The sequence below is a fragment of the Pseudomonas subflava genome (assembly GCF_023823685.1).
Taxonomy (GTDB): domain Bacteria; phylum Pseudomonadota; class Gammaproteobacteria; order Pseudomonadales; family Pseudomonadaceae; genus Aquipseudomonas; species Aquipseudomonas subflava.
In genome coordinates this window covers 82868-98225 of sequence record NZ_JAMXBF010000013.1, presented here as the reverse complement: position 1 = coordinate 98225, position 15358 = coordinate 82868, and the positions used below count along the sequence as shown (strand labels likewise).

15 protein-coding genes are annotated in these 15358 nt (G+C 67.5%); 4 read left to right on the top strand and 11 right to left on the bottom strand.

The features are described from left to right. The first annotated feature begins 10 nt into the window (after nucleotides 1-10). Genes NF616_RS17595 through tldD form a run of 3 tightly spaced genes read left to right on the top strand, consistent with a single transcriptional unit; the run spans nucleotide 11 to nucleotide 6190 of the window. On the top strand, nucleotides 11-3835 hold the full coding sequence (locus tag NF616_RS17595) for a YhdP family protein (RefSeq protein WP_252274708.1): 3825 nt from the start codon (nucleotides 11-13) through the stop codon (nucleotides 3833-3835). A gap of 46 nt (nucleotides 3836-3881) precedes the next feature. Next, nucleotides 3882-4736 (top strand): carbon-nitrogen hydrolase family protein, encoded by an 855-nt coding sequence (locus NF616_RS17590; protein WP_252274707.1) that lies wholly within the window; start codon nucleotides 3882-3884, stop codon nucleotides 4734-4736. Next, nucleotides 4733-6190 (top strand): metalloprotease TldD, encoded by a 1458-nt coding sequence (gene tldD / locus NF616_RS17585; protein WP_252274705.1) that lies wholly within the window; start codon nucleotides 4733-4735, stop codon nucleotides 6188-6190. Before NF616_RS17590 ends, tldD begins: the two co-directional genes overlap by 4 nt. 45 nt (nucleotides 6191-6235) lie before the next feature. Here tldD and yjgA read toward each other — a convergent pair whose 3' ends face one another. Then, nucleotides 6236-6757, bottom strand: coding sequence for a ribosome biogenesis factor YjgA (gene yjgA, locus NF616_RS17580; RefSeq protein ID WP_252274702.1), 522 nt, complete (start codon nucleotides 6755-6757; stop codon nucleotides 6236-6238). A gap of 89 nt (nucleotides 6758-6846) precedes the next feature. Here yjgA and pmbA point away from each other — a divergent pair, with 89 nt between their 5' ends. Further along, nucleotides 6847-8193 carry a metalloprotease PmbA gene (gene pmbA, locus NF616_RS17575; RefSeq protein WP_252274699.1) on the top strand — a complete coding sequence of 449 codons (1347 nt, stop codon included), beginning with the start codon at nucleotides 6847-6849 and terminating at the stop codon, nucleotides 8191-8193. A 53-nt stretch (nucleotides 8194-8246) separates the two neighbouring features. Here pmbA and NF616_RS17570 read toward each other — a convergent pair whose 3' ends face one another. The 10 genes from NF616_RS17570 to NF616_RS17525 form a co-directional block, all read right to left on the bottom strand. Next, entirely contained in the window at nucleotides 8247-8519 is a 273-nt protein-coding gene (locus tag NF616_RS17570) for an HPr family phosphocarrier protein (protein ID WP_252274698.1), read from the bottom strand. 8 nt (nucleotides 8520-8527) lie between these two features. Beyond that, entirely contained in the window at nucleotides 8528-9385 is an 858-nt protein-coding gene (gene rapZ / locus NF616_RS17565) for an RNase adapter RapZ (protein WP_252274696.1), read from the bottom strand. A 13-nt stretch (nucleotides 9386-9398) separates the two neighbouring features. Next, a complete protein-coding gene (ptsN, locus tag NF616_RS17560) occupies nucleotides 9399-9863 on the bottom strand; it encodes a PTS IIA-like nitrogen regulatory protein PtsN (protein ID WP_252274694.1) in 465 nt (154 codons plus the stop codon). Nucleotides 9864-9874: 11 nt separating this feature from the next. Beyond that, a complete protein-coding gene (hpf, locus tag NF616_RS17555) occupies nucleotides 9875-10183 on the bottom strand; it encodes a ribosome hibernation-promoting factor, HPF/YfiA family (protein WP_252274692.1) in 309 nt (102 codons plus the stop codon). 157 nt (nucleotides 10184-10340) lie between these two features. Then, nucleotides 10341-11843: an RNA polymerase factor sigma-54 gene (locus tag NF616_RS17550; protein WP_252274690.1), complete on the bottom strand. Its 1503-nt coding sequence runs from the start codon at nucleotides 11841-11843 to the stop codon at nucleotides 10341-10343. Nucleotides 11844-11983: 140 nt separating this feature from the next. Beyond that, a complete protein-coding gene (lptB, locus tag NF616_RS17545; RefSeq protein WP_252274688.1) occupies nucleotides 11984-12709 on the bottom strand; it encodes an LPS export ABC transporter ATP-binding protein in 726 nt (241 codons plus the stop codon). Next, nucleotides 12709-13254 carry a lipopolysaccharide transport periplasmic protein LptA gene (lptA, locus tag NF616_RS17540; protein ID WP_252274686.1) on the bottom strand — a complete coding sequence of 182 codons (546 nt, stop codon included), beginning with the start codon at nucleotides 13252-13254 and terminating at the stop codon, nucleotides 12709-12711. The genes lptB and lptA overlap by 1 nt, the downstream gene beginning before the upstream one ends. Beyond that, complete coding sequence (gene lptC, locus NF616_RS17535) at nucleotides 13241-13810, bottom strand: LPS export ABC transporter periplasmic protein LptC (protein ID WP_252274684.1); 570 nt, start codon at nucleotides 13808-13810, stop codon at nucleotides 13241-13243. The genes lptA and lptC overlap by 14 nt, the downstream gene beginning before the upstream one ends. Nucleotides 13811-13820: 10 nt before the next feature. Continuing rightward, nucleotides 13821-14345: a KdsC family phosphatase gene (locus tag NF616_RS17530; RefSeq protein WP_252274682.1), complete on the bottom strand. Its 525-nt coding sequence runs from the start codon at nucleotides 14343-14345 to the stop codon at nucleotides 13821-13823. Next, nucleotides 14346-15320 carry a KpsF/GutQ family sugar-phosphate isomerase gene (locus NF616_RS17525; RefSeq protein ID WP_286675105.1) on the bottom strand — a complete coding sequence of 325 codons (975 nt, stop codon included), beginning with the start codon at nucleotides 15318-15320 and terminating at the stop codon, nucleotides 14346-14348. It lies immediately after the preceding gene. Nucleotides 15321-15358 lie beyond the last annotated feature (38 nt).

The following is a 15358-nucleotide window of genomic DNA, read 5'->3' as shown; positions in this document are numbered from 1 at the left end:
GGGGCGCTGAATGAGCCTGCTCGCCCGCCTGCTGCGCTGGGCGCTGGGGCTCTGTGCCCTGGTGCTGGTACTCGCCGCGCTCTATGTGAGCCTCGGGCGCCAGATGGTGCCGCTGGTGGCCGAATACCGCGACGAGATCGAGACCCGCGCCGCCACGGCGCTCGACATGCCGCTGTCGATCGGCAGCCTGGAAGGCGGCTGGCGCGGTCTGGCCCCCGTTCTCACCGCCCATGACGTGCTGCTGGGCAAGGGCGACAGCGCCGTGCGCCTGGATCAGGTGCGGGTGGTGCCGGCGGTGCTGGACAGCCTGCTGGCGCGCCAGCCGCGCCTGGCCAATCTGCAGGTCGAAGGGCTGCAACTGAGCCTGCGCCAGGACGCCGAAGGACGCTGGACGGTGGAAGGGCTGCCGCGCCGCGATCCGCCCAAGCCGCTGGACCCGCAGCGGCTGATCGACGGCCTGAAGATGGTGCAGAAGGTCTCGCTGCTCGGCAGCCAGTTGACCTTCGAGCCGTTCGAGCAGGAGCCGCTGAGCCTCACCTACATCGACCTGACCCTGCGCAGCGGCAACGTGCGGCAGCGCCTGGACGGCCGCCTGCGCCTGCCGGATGGCCAGCCGTTGGCCCTCGACCTGCACGTGCGCCTGGACGAGAGGGACTGGCGCGCCAGTTCAGCCGAGGCCTACCTGAGCCTGCCGCAGAGCGACTGGGCGGCCTGGCTGCCCAAGGGGCTGACCCGCGACTGGACGCTGGAAAATGCTCGCGCCGGCGGTGAGTTCTGGGTGGAGTGGGTGGACGGTGGCCTGCAACGTGGCGCCGCCCGCCTGCACGCGCCGCAGGTGCGTGGCGCCTACGCCGAGCGTGCGCCGGTGGAGCTCAGCAACATCGGATTGAGCGCCTATTTCGAGCGTCGCGCCGACGGATTCGACCTGCTGGTCGACGCCCTGGCCCTGAGTCTGGGCGAGACCCGCTGGGGCGAAGTGCAGCTGGCGCTGACCCAGCAGCTGGACGCGGCGGGCCAGGTGGAACGCTGGGGGCTGTCCGCCGATCGCCTCGACCTCACGCCCCTGACGCCGCTGATCCTGGCCGTCGCACCGCTACCGGACAAGGCCGCCGAGGTACTCGGCGCGCTGCGGCCCCGCGGCACGCTGCGCAACCTGCAGCTGGACTATCGCCCGCAACTGACGGATGCCAAGCGCGTGCAGTTCTCCAGCAACCTCGAACAGGTCAGCATCGGCGCCTGGCAGGGCGTGCCGGCGGTGGAGAACGCCAGCGGCAGCGTGCGCGGCGACCTCGGCGGCGGCGAAGGCCTGGCCGCCAGCGAGAACTTCGGCCTGCACTTCCCCAATCTGTTTCCCGAGATGTGGCACTACCGCCAGGCGGGCGCCCGCCTGCTGTGGGAACTCAACGACGAGGGGCTGACCCTGCAGAGCCCGTACCTGCAGGTGGTGGGCGAAGAGGGCCGGATCGCCGGCGACTTCCTGGTGCGGATGAGGAAGGACCCGGAGCAGGAGGACTACATGGACCTGCGCGTCGGCCTGCAGGACGGCGACGCGCTGAAGGCCAAGAAGTATCTGCCGACGCGCTCGCCCGGCCTCAGCCCGCAGCTAGCCGAGTGGCTGCAGACGGCGATTCGTGCCGGGCATATCGATGACGGCTGGTTCCAGTATCAGGGCTCGCTGGCCAAGGACGCGGCCGATGCCGCGCGCAGCATCAGCCTGTACTTCCGGGTGGATGGCGCCGAACTGGCCTTCCAGCCCGGCTGGCCGGCGCTGCGCGAAGCCCGCGGCGAGGTGCTGATCGAGGACGACGGGGTCGACGTACGGGTGCCCGAAGGCGTCATCCTCGACAGCCGCGTGCGCGACGTGGTGGTCGCCATTCCCAAGTCCGCCAACGGCCAGCCGCCTCGCCTGGCCCTGAACGGCGAGCTGGACAGCAGCCTGCCGGACGCGCTGAAGATCCTGCAGGAGGCGCCGATCGGCACCGCCGACATCTTCGCCGGCTGGCAGGGCAAGGGGCCGCTGAGCGGCAAGCTCAAGCTGGACATTCCGCTGGCCAAGGGACAGAAGCCCCAGGTGCAGGTGGACTTCGCCACCGAGGGCGCGCAACTGCAGATCGCCACGCCCAAGCTGGACCTCAGCCAGATCAAGGGCGCCTTTCGCTTCAACACCGCCACCGGTCTCAGCGCTCCGGACATCCGCGCTCGTGCCCTGGGCCATGCGGTGCGTGGTCGTGCGCTGGCCGAGGGTGCGCGCGGCAACGCCCGCACCCGCATCGAGGTCAGTGGCAAGGCGCCGCTGGCGCAGCTCACCGGCTGGCTGGGCGTCACCCAGCCGCTGCCGCTCAAGGGCGAGATCCCTTACACGCTCGACCTGGCATTGGATGGCAACGACAGCCAGCTGCGCATCGCGTCCGACCTCAAGGGCCTGGCCGTGGAACTGCCGCCACCGTTCGCCAAGGCGGCCGGCGACGCCCGCCCCAGCACTTGGCGCATGACCCTGCAGGGCGAAGAGCGGCGCTACTGGCTGGATTACGGTCAAGTGGCCAGCCTGGCGCTGGCCGCGCCGGCGGGACAGATGCTGCAAGGGCGGGGCGAACTGCGCCTGGGTGGCGAACCGGCCAGGTTGCCCTCGGAGCCGGGGCTGCGCGTGACCGGCCGTATCGAAGAGCTGGACTGGAATGCCTGGCAGGCCGCCGCCAAGCCTTACCTGGGGCTGGCCGGCGATGGCCAGAACCGGCGCTTTTTCCGTGGCGCCGATCTCGCCATCGGGCGCTTCAATGGCTTCGGTACCCAGGTCGACCGGCTCGGCGTCAAGCTGGCTCGCGCCGAGGCCGGCTGGCAGCTCGACCTGAGCAGTGCGTTGCTGGAGGGGCGGGTCGGTCTGCCGGATACCAAGGATGCGCCCATCGTTCTCGACCTGGCGCGCCTGAGCTTCCCGCCGGCCGAGCCTCACAAGGCCGACGAGCCGGAACCGGACAAGCCGGACCTGCTGGCCGCCGTAGACCCGCGGGAGATTCCCGCGCTGGATGTGCGCATCGCCAGGGTGATGCAGGGCGATGCCCTGGTCGGTGCCTGGGCGCTCAAGGCGCGGCCGACACCCCGGGGCGTGCGCTTCAGCGATCTGGCGCTGGAACTCAAGGGTCTGAAGCTGGGGGGCGAGCTGGGTTGGGAGGGAGAACCGGAGTCCAGTAGCAGCTGGTACAAGGGGCGCATCGAGGGCGGCAATCTGGCCGACGTGTTGAGCGCCTGGGGCTATGCGCCCAGCGCCACCAGCCAGCGCTTCCGTCTAGACGCCGACATCCGCTGGCCGGGCTCGCCGGCCTGGATCAGCCTCGAGCGAATGTCCGGCAGCCTGGACGCCAGCCTGCGCAAGGGCCAGTTCGTCGAGGTACAGGGCTCGGCTTCCGCCCTGCGCGTGTTCGGCCTGCTCAACTTCAATTCCATCGGCCGGCGCCTGCGCCTGGACTTCTCCGACCTGCTCGGCAAGGGCCTCAGCTACGACACCACCAAGGCGCTGCTGGTCGGCCGGGATGGCGTGTTCCAGACCCGCGAGCCGTTGCGGGTGGTCGGCCCGTCCAGCACGCTGGAGCTGAACGGTACCCTGGACATGGCCCGCGACCAGATCGATGCCAAGCTGCTGGTGACCCTGCCGGTGACCAACAACCTGCCGCTGGCCGCGCTGATCGTCGGCGCCCCGGCCGTCGGCGGCGCGCTGTTCGTAGCCGACAAGCTGCTCGGCGACAAGGTCGCCCGCTTCGCCAGCGTGCAGTACAAGGTCAAGGGCCCCTGGCAGAACCCGGAAATCAGCTTCGACAAGCCCTTCGAGAAACCGCGGTGACCTCATGCCCGGCAACATGCGCTAGCATGCGTGGAAGGAGGCTTGCATGTCCCTCGCCGTAATCCAGATGGTCAGCCAGGACGACGTCCTGGCCAATCTCGCCGCCGCGCGTCGCCTGCTGCAGCAGGCCGCCGAGTCCGGCGCGCGCCTCGCCGTGCTGCCGGAAAATTTCGCCGCCATGGGCCGCCGCGACCTAGCGGCCCTTGGCCGCGCCGAGGCCGAGGGCAGCGGACCGATCCTGCCCTGGTTGAAAGGCACCGCCCGCGACCTCGGCCTGTGGATCGTCGCCGGTACCCTTCCGCTGCCACCGGACGGGCGTCCCGACGCCAAGGCCCATGCCTGCTCGCTGCTGATCGACAGTCAGGGACAGGTCGCCGCGCGCTACGACAAGCTGCACCTGTTTGACGTCGACGTGGCCGATGCCCGCGGGCGCTACCGTGAGTCGGACGACTTCGCCTTCGGCGAGCGCGTGGTGGTGGCCGACACACCGGTCGGCCGACTCGGCCTGACGGTGTGCTACGACCTGCGCTTTGCCGAACTCTACAGCCGGCTGCGCGAGGCCGGTGCCGAACTGATCAGTGCCCCGGCGGCCTTCACCGCCGTCACCGGCGCGGCCCACTGGCAGGTGCTGACCCGCGCCCGCGCCATCGAAACCCAGTGCTACGTGCTGGCGGCGGGGCAGGGCGGCAGCCATCCGGGTGGTCGCGAGACCTTCGGCCACTCGGCGATCATCGACCCCTGGGGCCGGGTGCTCGCCGAGCGGCCCGCTGGCGAGGCGGTGCTGCTGGCCAGCCGCGACGCCGCCGAGCAAGAGGCGATCCGCCAGCGCATGCCGGTGGCCCGCCACAGACGATTCATCGCGCCGGAGCATCCCAATCCGGCGCTTACGGAGCAGTCATGAACGATATCCTCGGCCGCGTCGGCGGCCACCTGCTGAGCCCCGGCAACCTGACCATCGAGCAGCTGCCGGCGATCCTCGGCGAATTGGTCGGCCCCGGCATCGATGCCGCCGACCTGTATTTCCAGAGCCAGGTCTCCGAGTCCTGGGTGCTGGAAGACGGCATCGTCAAGGAAGGCAGCTTCAACCTCGACCAGGGCGTGGGCGTGCGTGCCCAGTCCGGCGAGAAGACCGGCTTCGCCTACAGCAACGCCATCCATGCCGAGGCGCTCGGCCAGGCCGCCCGCGCGGCTCGCTCGATCGCCCGCGCCGGCCAGCAGGGCAAGGTGCAGGCCTTCGCCAGCCCGGTGGTGACCGCGCTCTACGCTCAGGACAACCCGCTGGAGGTGCTGGAGCGTGCCGAGAAGGTCGAGCTGCTCAAGCGCATCGACCGCGCCACCCGTGCGCTGGACCCGCGCATCAAGCAGGTCACGGTGAGCCTGGCCGGCGTCTGGGACCAGGTGCTGGTGGCCGCCAGCGATGGCAGCCTGGGCGCCGATATCCGCCCGCTGGTGCGCTTCAACGTCGGCGTGATCGTCGAGCACAACGGCCGCCGCGAGCGCGGCGGCCACGGTGGCGGCGGGCGCACCGACTACCGCTATTTCCTCGAGCGTGACGGCAACGGTGAGGAACGCGCCATGGGTTACGCCCGCGAGGCGCTGCGCCAGGCTCTGGTCAACCTCGAGGCCATGCCCGCGCCGGCCGGCACCCTGCCGGTGGTGATGGGCGCCGGCTGGTCCGGCGTGCTGCTGCACGAGGCGGTCGGCCACGGCCTGGAAGGCGACTTCAACCGCAAGGGCAGTTCCGCCTACAGCGGGCGCATCGGCCAGCAGGTGGCCTCGAGCCTGTGCACCATCGTCGACGACGGCACCCTGGCCGGGCGCCGCGGCTCGCTGAGCCTGGACGACGAGGGAACGCCGACCCAGTGCACCACGCTGATCGAGAACGGCGTGCTCAAGGGCTATATGCAGGACAAGCTCAACGCGCGCCTGATGGGCGTGGCGCCGACCGGCAACGGCCGCCGCGAGTCGTACTCGCACCTGCCGATGCCGCGCATGACCAACACCTACATGCTGGCGGGCGAGAGCGACCCGGAAGAAATCATCCGTTCGGTGAAGAAGGGCATCTACTGCGCCAACCTCGGCGGCGGCCAGGTCGACATCACCAGCGGCAAGTTCGTGTTCTCCACCAGCGAGGCCTATCTGATCGAAGACGGCAGGATCACCGCGCCGGTCAAGGGCGCCACGCTGATCGGCAACGGTCCGGAGGCGATGAGCAAGGTATCCATGGTCGGCAACGACCTGGCGCTGGACAGCGGCGTGGGCACCTGCGGCAAGGACGGCCAGTCGGTGCCGGTGGGCGTCGGTCAGCCGACCCTGAAGATCGACGCCATCACCGTGGGCGGCACCGGCGCCTGAGGCCGGACGAGAGGGCGCCCGGATTCGCTCCGGGAGCGGGAAAGGTTAACGCAGGCCGCGCTGGACCTCGTCCAGGTCGCGGATGTACTTGAAGACCTTGCGCGCAGCGGCTGGCGGTTTGTTTCGCGCCGCCTCGTGCTGGGCATGACGGATCAGGCTGCGCAGATGCTGGCGGTCGGTTTCGGGGTAGTCGACGACGAAGCTTTCCAGGGTGTCGTCGTCACCGGCGATCAGGCGGTCGCGCCAGCGCTCGAGGGCGTGGAAGCGCTCGTTGTATTCGCGGGTGGAGCTGTCGACCTGGTCGATCAGGGCGGTGATCGCCTCGATGTCCTGGTCGCGCATGAGCTTGCCGATGAACTGGATATGCCGCTTCTTGGCGGCATTGGCGGTGTGCTTCGGGGCTTCGGCCAGGGCCTTGCGCAGGTTGTCGCTGAGCGGCAGCTTGGCGATCAGCTCGGGCTTGAGCGTGGTCAGGCGGGCACCGAGATCCTGCAGGGCGTGCAGCTCGCGCTTGATCTGGGTCTTGCTCTTCTCGCCGGAGAAGTCTTCGTCGTAAGAATCAGCCATGGGGGCGGTCCGGATGGAAACGCCGCCATGATAACCAGTCAGGGAGGGCCTGTCCGCAGCAGACCGGCCGCCCGTAGTTGGAGTGCAGCATGAGTTCAGCACAAGCAGTGGGCCCGCAGGCCCTGCCGGATCTGCAGACGCAGGTCGAGCAGATCATCGCCGAGGCGCGTCGTCAGGGCGCCAGCGCCTGCGAGGTGGCGGTGTCGATGGAGCAGGGGCTGTCCACCACGGTGCGCCAGGGCGAGGTCGAGACGGTGGAATTCAACCGCGACCAGGGCTTCGGCATCACCTTGTACGTGGGCCAGCGCAAGGGCTCGGCCAGCACCTCCGCCAGTGGCGACGAAGCCATCCGCGAGACGGTGGCGGCGGCCCTGGCCATCGCCAAGCACGCCTCCGAGGACGACTGTGCCGGCCTGGCCGACGCCGCGCTGATGGCGCGTGACATGCCGGACATGGACCTGTTCCACCCCTGGGCGATCAGCCCCGAGCAGGCCGTGGAGCGGGCCCTGGCCTGCGAGGCGGCGGCCTTCGCCACCGACACGCGCATCAGCAATGCCGACGGTACCAGCCTGAGCACCCACCAGGGCTGCCGGGTCTACGGCAACAGCCACGGTTTCATCGGCGGCTACGCCAGCACCCGCCACAGCCTGAGCTGCGTGATGATCGCCGAGGGCGAGGGGCAGATGCAGCGCGACTATTGGTACGACGTCAGCCGCCAGGGGGAGCTGCTGGCCGACCCGGCGCGGATCGGCCGCCTGGCCGCCGAGCGCAGCGTGGCCCGCCTCGGCGCCCGCCCGGTGCCGACTTGCGAGGTGCCGGTGCTGTTCGCGCCGGAATTGGCCACCGGGCTGTTCGGCCATTTCCTCGCCGCCATCTCCGGTGGCAACCTCTACCGCCACTCCTCCTTCCTCGAGGGTGCGCTCGGCCAGCGCCTGTTCCCTGAGTGGCTGAGCCTCGATGAGCGCCCACACATCCCGCGCGCCATGGGCAGCGCCACCTTCGATGGCGACGGCTTGGCGACCTACGCCAAGCCGTTCGTCGATGGCGGCGAGCTGGTTTCCTACATCCTCGGCACCTATTCCGGACGCAAGCTGGGCCTGCCCAGCACGGCCAACTCGGGCGGCGTGCACAACCTGTTCGTCAGCCATGGTGACGAGGATCAGCAGGCGCTGCTGCGGCGCATGGGGCGCGGGCTGCTGGTGACCGAGCTGATGGGGCAGGGCCTCAACCTGGTGACCGGCGACTACTCGCGCGGCGCCGCCGGCTTCTGGGTGGAGAACGGCGAGATCCAGTTCCCGGTGCAGGAAGTCACCATCGCCGGCAATCTGCGCGACATGTTCCGCCAGATCGTTGCGGTGGGCAGCGACCTAGAGCTGCGCGGCAACATCCGCACCGGCTCGGTGCTCATCGAGCGGATGACGGTGGCTGGCAGCTGATCACGGCGCAAACGAGAAAGGGGCCCGAAGGCCCCTTTTTCATGCGCGGGTGTTCACTCGCCTTCGTCGAACTTGTTGTCGATCAGTGCGACCAGGGCGTCCAGCGCCTCCTCGGCGCGTTCGCCCTCGCTGGACAGATGCAGCGCGGTGCCCTTGCCGGCGGCCAGCATCATCACCGCCATGATGCTCTTGCCGTCCACCTGGCTCTCCGGCGAGCGGCCGACGCGGACCTGGCAGGGGAAGCCGCTGGCCACGCCGACGAACTTGGCGGCGGCCCGGGCGTGCAGGCCGAGCTTGTTGATGATGGTGATCTCGCGGGTGGGCATCGCAGTCCTTAGCCGAGGTCGCGGTGGCGAACCTGGACGTTCTTCAATATGGGTTTCAGCGCTTCGCCCAGACGGTTGGCCAGGTACACCGAGCGATGATGGCCGCCGGTGCAGCCGATGGCGATGGTCACATAGGAACGGTTGCTGGCGGCGAAGCGCGGCAGCCACTTGTTCAGGTAGGCCAGGATGTCTTGGTACATCTCCTCGACATCGGGCTGCGCGGCAAGGTACTCGGCCACTGGCGCCTCAAGGCCCGACATGTCGCGCAGGTCGGGCTTCCAGTACGGGTTGGGCAGGCAGCGCACGTCGAACACCAGGTCGGCGTCCACCGGCATGCCGCGCTTGAAGCCGAACGATTCGATCAGGAAGGCGGTGCCCGGTTCCGGCTTGTTGAGCAGGCGCAGCTTGATGGTGTCACGCAGCTGGTAGAGGTTGAGGTGCGTGGTGTCGATCTTCAGATCGGCGAGATCGGTAATGGGCGCGAGCAGTGCCGCTTCGTCATGGATGGCTTCGGCCAGCGCGCGGCTCTCGTTGGTCAGCGGGTGGCGCCGCCGGGTCTCGGAAAAGCGCTTGAGCAGTGTGTCCTCGTCGGCATCGAGATAGAGCACGTCGCACTGGATATGGCGGGCGCGCACTTCGTCAAGCAGTTCGGGAAAGCGCTTGAGCTGGCTGGGCAGGTTGCGCGCATCCACCGACACGGCGACCTGCGGGTGCAACAGCTCGGTCTGCAGCAACGCACGCTCGGCCAGATCGGGCAGGAGGCCGGCGGGCAGGTTGTCGATGCAGTAGAAGCCGTTGTCTTCCAGAACGTCGAGGGCAGTGCTCTTGCCCGAGCCGGAACGACCGCTGACGATGATCAGACGCATGGCGCCCCCGTGCTCAGTGGCCGCTCTGGACGTCGACCACGACCTGGTAGAGGCTCTCGCTGCTCTGGGCCTGGCGCAGGCGTTCACGCACCTCGCTGCGGTCGAGCATGCTGGCGATCTGGCGCAGCAGCTCCAGGTGCTCGTCGGTGGCGGCCTCGGGGACCAGCAGGACGAACAGCAGGTCCACCGGGGCGCCGTCGATGGCGTCGAAGTCCACCGCTGCGTCCAGGTGCAGCACGGCGCTGATCGGCGCCTGGCAGCCCGGCAGACGGCAGTGGGGAATGGCGATGCCGTTGCCGAAGCCGGTGGAGCCGAGCTTCTCGCGGGCGATCAGGTTTTCGAAGATGTCCTGGGTGTCCAGGTCGGGAAGGTCGCGGGCGACCAGGTTGGCGATCTGTTCGAGTACGCGCTTCTTGCTGCCTCCCGGCACGTTCACCAGGGAACGTGCGGGAGTCAGGATGGTTTCGAGTCGAATCATTCTGGAGGTTTTCAGCGAGCCGTGGTGCCTTGCAGGCGGTCCAGCTGCTTTTCCTTGTGCTTGATCAGTTGACGGTCGAGTTTGTCGGCCAAGAGGTCGATGGCGGCATACATGTCTTCATGTTCGGCGTTGGCCACCACTTCGCGGCCGGCCACGTGCAGGGTGGCTTCGATCTTCTGCTTGAGCTTCTCGACCTCCATGATGACCTGCACGTTGGTGATCTTGTCGAAATGGCGCTCCAGTCGGCTGAGCTTCTCGCCGACATAGTCGCGCAGGGCGTCGGTCACATCCAGTTGATGTCCACTGATGTTGACTTGCATAACGCATCTCCTTGTTGCCTTGTGTAAGAGACAGGCTATCGGGCCTGCCGCCGTAACACGTTGGCTGGAGGGCTGGTGCACTGCGGGCCTTTTCGCTTCCCCGGCAGGGTATCTGGCGCTCGATACGGTGGTGCAGAAGCCTTCCGCTCAGGGCCGCTTACATCAATCGCTTGCGTTCGCTGGACGGCGCTATGCCGAGGGATTCGCGGTACTTGGCGACAGTGCGGCGGGCTACCTGAATGCCCTGTGCCTCCAGTAAACCAGCGATCTTGCTGTCGCTCAACGGCTTTTTCGCGTTTTCCGCGGCCACCAGTTTCTTGATGATGGCGCGGATCGCGGTGGACGAGCATTCGCCCCCTTCGGCAGTGCTGACGTGGCTGGAGAAGAAGTATTTCAGCTCGTAGATGCCACGCGGGGTGTGCATGAACTTCTGCGTGGTGACGCGGGAGATGGTCGACTCGTGCATGCCCACCGCCTCGGCGATATCGTGCAGAACCAGCGGCTTCATCGCCTCGTCGCCATAGTCGAGGAAGCCGCGCTGGTGCTCGACGATCTGCGTCGCCACCTTCATCAGCGTCTCGTTGCGGCTCTGCAGGCTCTTGATGAACCAGCGCGCCTCCTGCAGCTGATTGCGCATGAAGGTGTTGTCGGCGCTGGAGTCGGCGCGGCGGACGAAGCCGGCGTACTGCGGGTTGACCCGCAGGCGCGGCACCGCTTCCTGGTTCAGCTCGACCAGCCAGCGATCATTGTGCTTGCGCACGATCACGTCCGGCACCACGTATTCCGGCTCGCTGGCCTCGATCTGCGAGCCCGGGCGCGGGTTGAGGCTCTGGATCAGTTCGATGACCTGGCGCAGCTCGTCTTCCTTGAGCTTCATGCGGCGCATCAGCTGGCTGTAGTCGCGGCCGCCGAGCAGGTCGAGGTGATCGCCCGCCAGGCGCTGGGCCTCGGCCAGCCACGGCGTGCCGTTCGGCAGCTGGCGCAGTTGCAGGAGGAGGCACTCGCGCAGGTCGCGGGCGCCGATGCCCGCCGGTTCGAAGTGCTGGATGCGGTGCAGCACGGCCTCGACTTCGTCGGCTTCGACCTCCAGTTCGGGATCGAAGGACTCGACGATCTCGTCGATGCTTTCTTCGAGGTAGCCCTGGTTGTTGATGCAGTCGATGATGGTGACGCCGATCAGCTTGTCCTTGTCGGACATGGGCACCAGGTTGAGCTGCCACAGCAGGTGGCTCTGCAGGCTCTCGCCAGCCGAGGTCCGGGTGGTGAAGTCCCACTCGTCATCGTCGCTGGAGGGCAGGCTGCTGGCGCTGGTCTGGTAGACGTCTTCCCAGGCCGTGTCGACCGGCAGCTCGCTGGGGATGCGGTCGTGCCATTCGCCGTCCTCGGCGCCCTCGCTGTTGTTCACCGCGACGGTGCTGTCCTGGAAGCTGCTGCTGTCCTGCTGGGGCTGCCCATTTTGCTCGGCGGCGTCCGCCATCGGGTCGGAGTTGTCGAAGTCTTCGCCTTCCTCCTGGCGCTCCAGCATGGGATTGGATTCCAGCGCTTCCTGGATTTCCTGCTGCAGGTCCAGGGTGGAGAGCTGGAGGAGGCGGATGGCCTGTTGCAGCTGCGGAGTCATCGTCAGCTGCTGGCCCATCTTGAGGACTAGCGACGGTTTCATGGTGCGGGGCTGGGTACCTTGTTCACTTGCCGGCGCGCGGCGCCATCCACTGCAGAGCGGAAGGCCGCCCTAGGAAGCAAATTATATGCCTGACCTTGAAGGATTCCAGTCTTTTGCGCAAGCCCCGCATGGGGCTCGGCTCACAGGCGGAACTCGTGTCCCAGATAGACTTCCTTGACCAGCTGGTTGGCCAGGATGGTGTCGGCGTCGCCTTCGGCGATCAGCTGGCCGTCGTTGACGATATAGGCGGTCTCGCAGATATCCAGGGTCTCACGGACGTTGTGATCGGTGATCAGCACGCCTATGCCCTTCGCCTTGAGGTGATGGATGATCTGCTTGATGTCGCCGACCGAGATCGGGTCCACGCCGGCGAAGGGTTCGTCGAGCAAGATGAACTTGGGCTCGGTGGCCAGGGCGCGGGCGATCTCGGCGCGGCGCCGCTCGCCGCCGGACAGGCTCATGCCCAGGCTGTCGCGGATGTGGCTGATGTGGAATTCCTGCAGCAGGGCTTCCAGCGCCTTCTCGCGGCCGGCGCGATCGAGGTCCTTGCGGGTCTCGAGGATAGCCATGATGTTGTCGGCCACGGTCAGCTTGCGGAAGATCGAGGCCTCCTGCGGCAGATAGCCGATACCGGAGCGGGCGCGGCCGTGCATCGGCTGATGGCTGATGTCCTGACTGTCGATCAGCACGCGGCCCTGATCGGCCTGGACCAGGCCGACGATCATGTAGAAACAGGTGGTCTTGCCGGCGCCGTTGGGACCGAGCAGGCCGACGATCTGGCCGCTGTCGATGGACAGGCTGACGTCGCGGACCACCTGGCGGCCCTTGTAGGCCTTGGCCAGGTGCTGGGCTTTGAGAGTCGCCATTACTGCGCCTGCTCCGCTTGCCCGTCTTTCTTGCGCGGCTGCAGGATCATGTCGATGCGCGGTCGCGGCACCGAAACGTTGCTGCCCGTGGCACGGCCGGCGTTCACGATCTGGCGCTGGGTGTCGTAGACGATCTTCTCGCCCTCGAAGGTGTTGCCCTGCTGGATCACCTTGGCCTGATCGATCAGCACGATGCGCTCGTTGCTCGCGTAGTATTGGATGGTCAGGCCATAGGCCTTGACGATGTCCTTGTCGGCGGAAGGCTTTTGCTCGTAGTAGGCGGGTTTGCCCACCGAGGTGAAGACCTCGATCTCGCCGTTGGCGTCCTGGGTGATGGTCACGGTATCACCGGTGATCTTCAGGGTGCCCTGGGTGATCACCACGCCGCCGCGGTACACGGCCACGCCTTGCTTGTCGTCCAGTTCCGCGCTGTCCGCCTGAACGCGGATCGGCTGGTCGCGGTCGCTGGGCAGCGCCCAGGCGCAGGCGCTTCCGAGCGCGGCGCCCAGGCTGAGCAGTAGGGGGAAGGTTTTAACGAACCTCATGCTGGCCTCTTACGTTGGACAGCAGGTTGATCCTGCCGTCGTTCATGTACGCTTTCATTCCCTGTGCCGTGGTCACCCCGTTGGCGGCCTCGATTCTAACGGCTTGCTGGGTCTGCGCATATTCCTCGTCGGGGAATACGGTGACCCGGCTGCTGGTGATCACGGTCGGGCGGTTCTTGGCATCGGTGCGGGCGATGCGCACGTTGTCAATCAGCTCGACCTGCTTGCCCTCCGGGCCGACTTCGCCCTTGTCGCTACGCACGTGCCAGGGGTATTGGGTGCCGCGGTAGAGGTGCAGGTCCGGCTTGTCCACCAGGGTCACGTCGCTGGCCTTGAGGTGCTCCAGCTTGCTGGCGGTCATCTCGTAGCGCAGCTTGCCGTCTTCCTGGAACTGCTGGGTACTGGCGCCGACCACGTAGAAGTCGATGGCATTGGCGGCCTCGGCGGCGGCGCGGCGCTCCATGAAACTCTCGGGGCGGACGTTCCAGTAGCCGAGCGCACCGACCAGGGCGACCGCCAGCAGGCCTATCAGGTAATTGCGCAGTTTGCCGTTCATGGACTCAATCCTAGAGGTAAGCGGCCTGGGCGGCTTCCAGAGTGCCCTGGGCGCGCATTATCAATTCGCAGAATTCGCGCGCGGCGCCCTCGCCGCCACGGGCCTGGGTCACGCCGTGGGCGTGCTGACGGACGAAGCCGTCGGCGCTGGCCACGGCCATGCCGAGGCCGACACGGCGGATGACCGGCAGATCGGGCAGGTCGTCGCCCAGGTAGGCCACTTGATCGTAGCTCAGGCCCAGCTCGCCGAGCAGTTCGTCGAGCACGACCAGCTTGTCCTCGCGGCCCTGGTACAGGTGCTGGATGCCGAGATTCTGCGCGCGGCGCTCGACCACCGGAGTCTTGCGGCCGCTGATGATGGCGGTGCGCACCCCGGAATTGATCAGCATCTTGATGCCGTGGCCGTCCAGGGTATTGAAGGTCTTGAATTCACTGCCGTCGACGAGGAAGTACAGCTTGCCGTCGGTCAGCACGCCATCGACGTCGAAGATGGCCAGTTTCACGTCCTTGGCGCGTTGCAGCAGGTCGGCAGACATTTACATCACTCCGGCGCGCAGCAGGTCGTGCATGTTGAGGGCGCCAACCGGGCGGTCCTCGTCATCCACCACCACCAGCGCGTTGATCTTGTGGTCTTCCATGATCTTCAGGGCCTCGGCGGCGAGCATCTCGGCGCGGGCGGTCTTGCCGTGCAGGGTCATCACCTGATCGATGCTGGCGTCGCGCACATCGATGCCCTTGTCCAGGGTGCGGCGCAGGTCGCCGTCGGTGAAGATGCCGGCCAGCGTGCCGTCGGCCTCGACGATCACCGTCATGCCCAGGCCCTTGCGAGTCATCTCCAGCAGCGCCTCGCGCAACGAGGTGCCGCGCTGCACCAGCGGCAGGCGCGGGCCTTCGTGCATCACATTCTCCACCTTGAGCAGCAGGCGGCGACCCAGGGCGCCGCCTGGGTGAGAGAAGGCGAAGTCTTCGGCGGTGAAGCCGCGGGCTTCCAGCAGGGCGATGGCCAGGGCGTCGCCGAGTACCAGGGATGCGGTGGTGGAGGAGGTCGGGGCCAGGTTCAGCGGGCAGGCTTCCTGGGCGACGCGGGCGTCCAGATTGACCTCGGCAGCCTTGGCCAGCGGCGACTCGGGGTTGCCGGTCATGCTGATCATCTGGATGCCCAGGCGCTTGATCAGCGGTAGGAGGGTGACGATCTCGGCGGTGGAGCCCGAATTGGACAGGGCCAGCACCACGTCGTCCTTGGTGATCATGCCCATGTCGCCGTGACTGGCCTCGGCCGGATGGACGAAGAAGGCCGGGGTGCCGGTGCTGGCCAGCGTGGCGGCGATCTTGTTGCCGATATGACCGGACTTGCCCATGCCTACCACGACCACGCGGCCTTTGCAGGTCAGGATCATCTCGCAGGCGCGGACGAAATCGGCGTCGATGCGGCCGAGCAGGTCGCTCACGGCGGCGGCTTCGAGGCGGATGGTGCGCTGGGCGGACTGGATCAGGTCGCTGGTCTGGCTCATGAAAATGTCGTGGGCGGAAAAAGGGAGCGAGTATAACT

Coding starts and splice junctions, on each gene's coding strand:
- NF616_RS17595 (WP_252274708.1), top strand. CDS start 11: ATGAGCCTGCTCGCCCGCCTGCTGCGCTGGGCGCTGGGGCTCTGTGCC.
- NF616_RS17590 (WP_252274707.1), top strand. CDS start 3,882: ATGTCCCTCGCCGTAATCCAGATGGTCAGCCAGGACGACGTCCTGGCC.
- tldD (WP_252274705.1), top strand. CDS start 4,733: ATGAACGATATCCTCGGCCGCGTCGGCGGCCACCTGCTGAGCCCCGGC.
- yjgA (WP_252274702.1), bottom strand. CDS start 6,757: ATGGCTGATTCTTACGACGAAGACTTCTCCGGCGAGAAGAGCAAGACC.
- pmbA (WP_252274699.1), top strand. CDS start 6,847: ATGAGTTCAGCACAAGCAGTGGGCCCGCAGGCCCTGCCGGATCTGCAG.
- NF616_RS17570 (WP_252274698.1), bottom strand. CDS start 8,519: ATGCCCACCCGCGAGATCACCATCATCAACAAGCTCGGCCTGCACGCC.
- rapZ (WP_252274696.1), bottom strand. CDS start 9,385: ATGCGTCTGATCATCGTCAGCGGTCGTTCCGGCTCGGGCAAGAGCACT.
- ptsN (WP_252274694.1), bottom strand. CDS start 9,863: ATGATTCGACTCGAAACCATCCTGACTCCCGCACGTTCCCTGGTGAAC.
- hpf (WP_252274692.1), bottom strand. CDS start 10,183: ATGCAAGTCAACATCAGTGGACATCAACTGGATGTGACCGACGCCCTG.
- NF616_RS17550 (WP_252274690.1), bottom strand. CDS start 11,843: ATGAAACCGTCGCTAGTCCTCAAGATGGGCCAGCAGCTGACGATGACT.
- lptB (WP_252274688.1), bottom strand. CDS start 12,709: ATGGCGACTCTCAAAGCCCAGCACCTGGCCAAGGCCTACAAGGGCCGC.
- lptA (WP_252274686.1), bottom strand. CDS start 13,254: ATGAGGTTCGTTAAAACCTTCCCCCTACTGCTCAGCCTGGGCGCCGCG.
- lptC (WP_252274684.1), bottom strand. CDS start 13,810: ATGAACGGCAAACTGCGCAATTACCTGATAGGCCTGCTGGCGGTCGCC.
- NF616_RS17530 (WP_252274682.1), bottom strand. CDS start 14,345: ATGTCTGCCGACCTGCTGCAACGCGCCAAGGACGTGAAACTGGCCATC.
- NF616_RS17525 (WP_286675105.1), bottom strand. CDS start 15,320: ATGAGCCAGACCAGCGACCTGATCCAGTCCGCCCAGCGCACCATCCGC.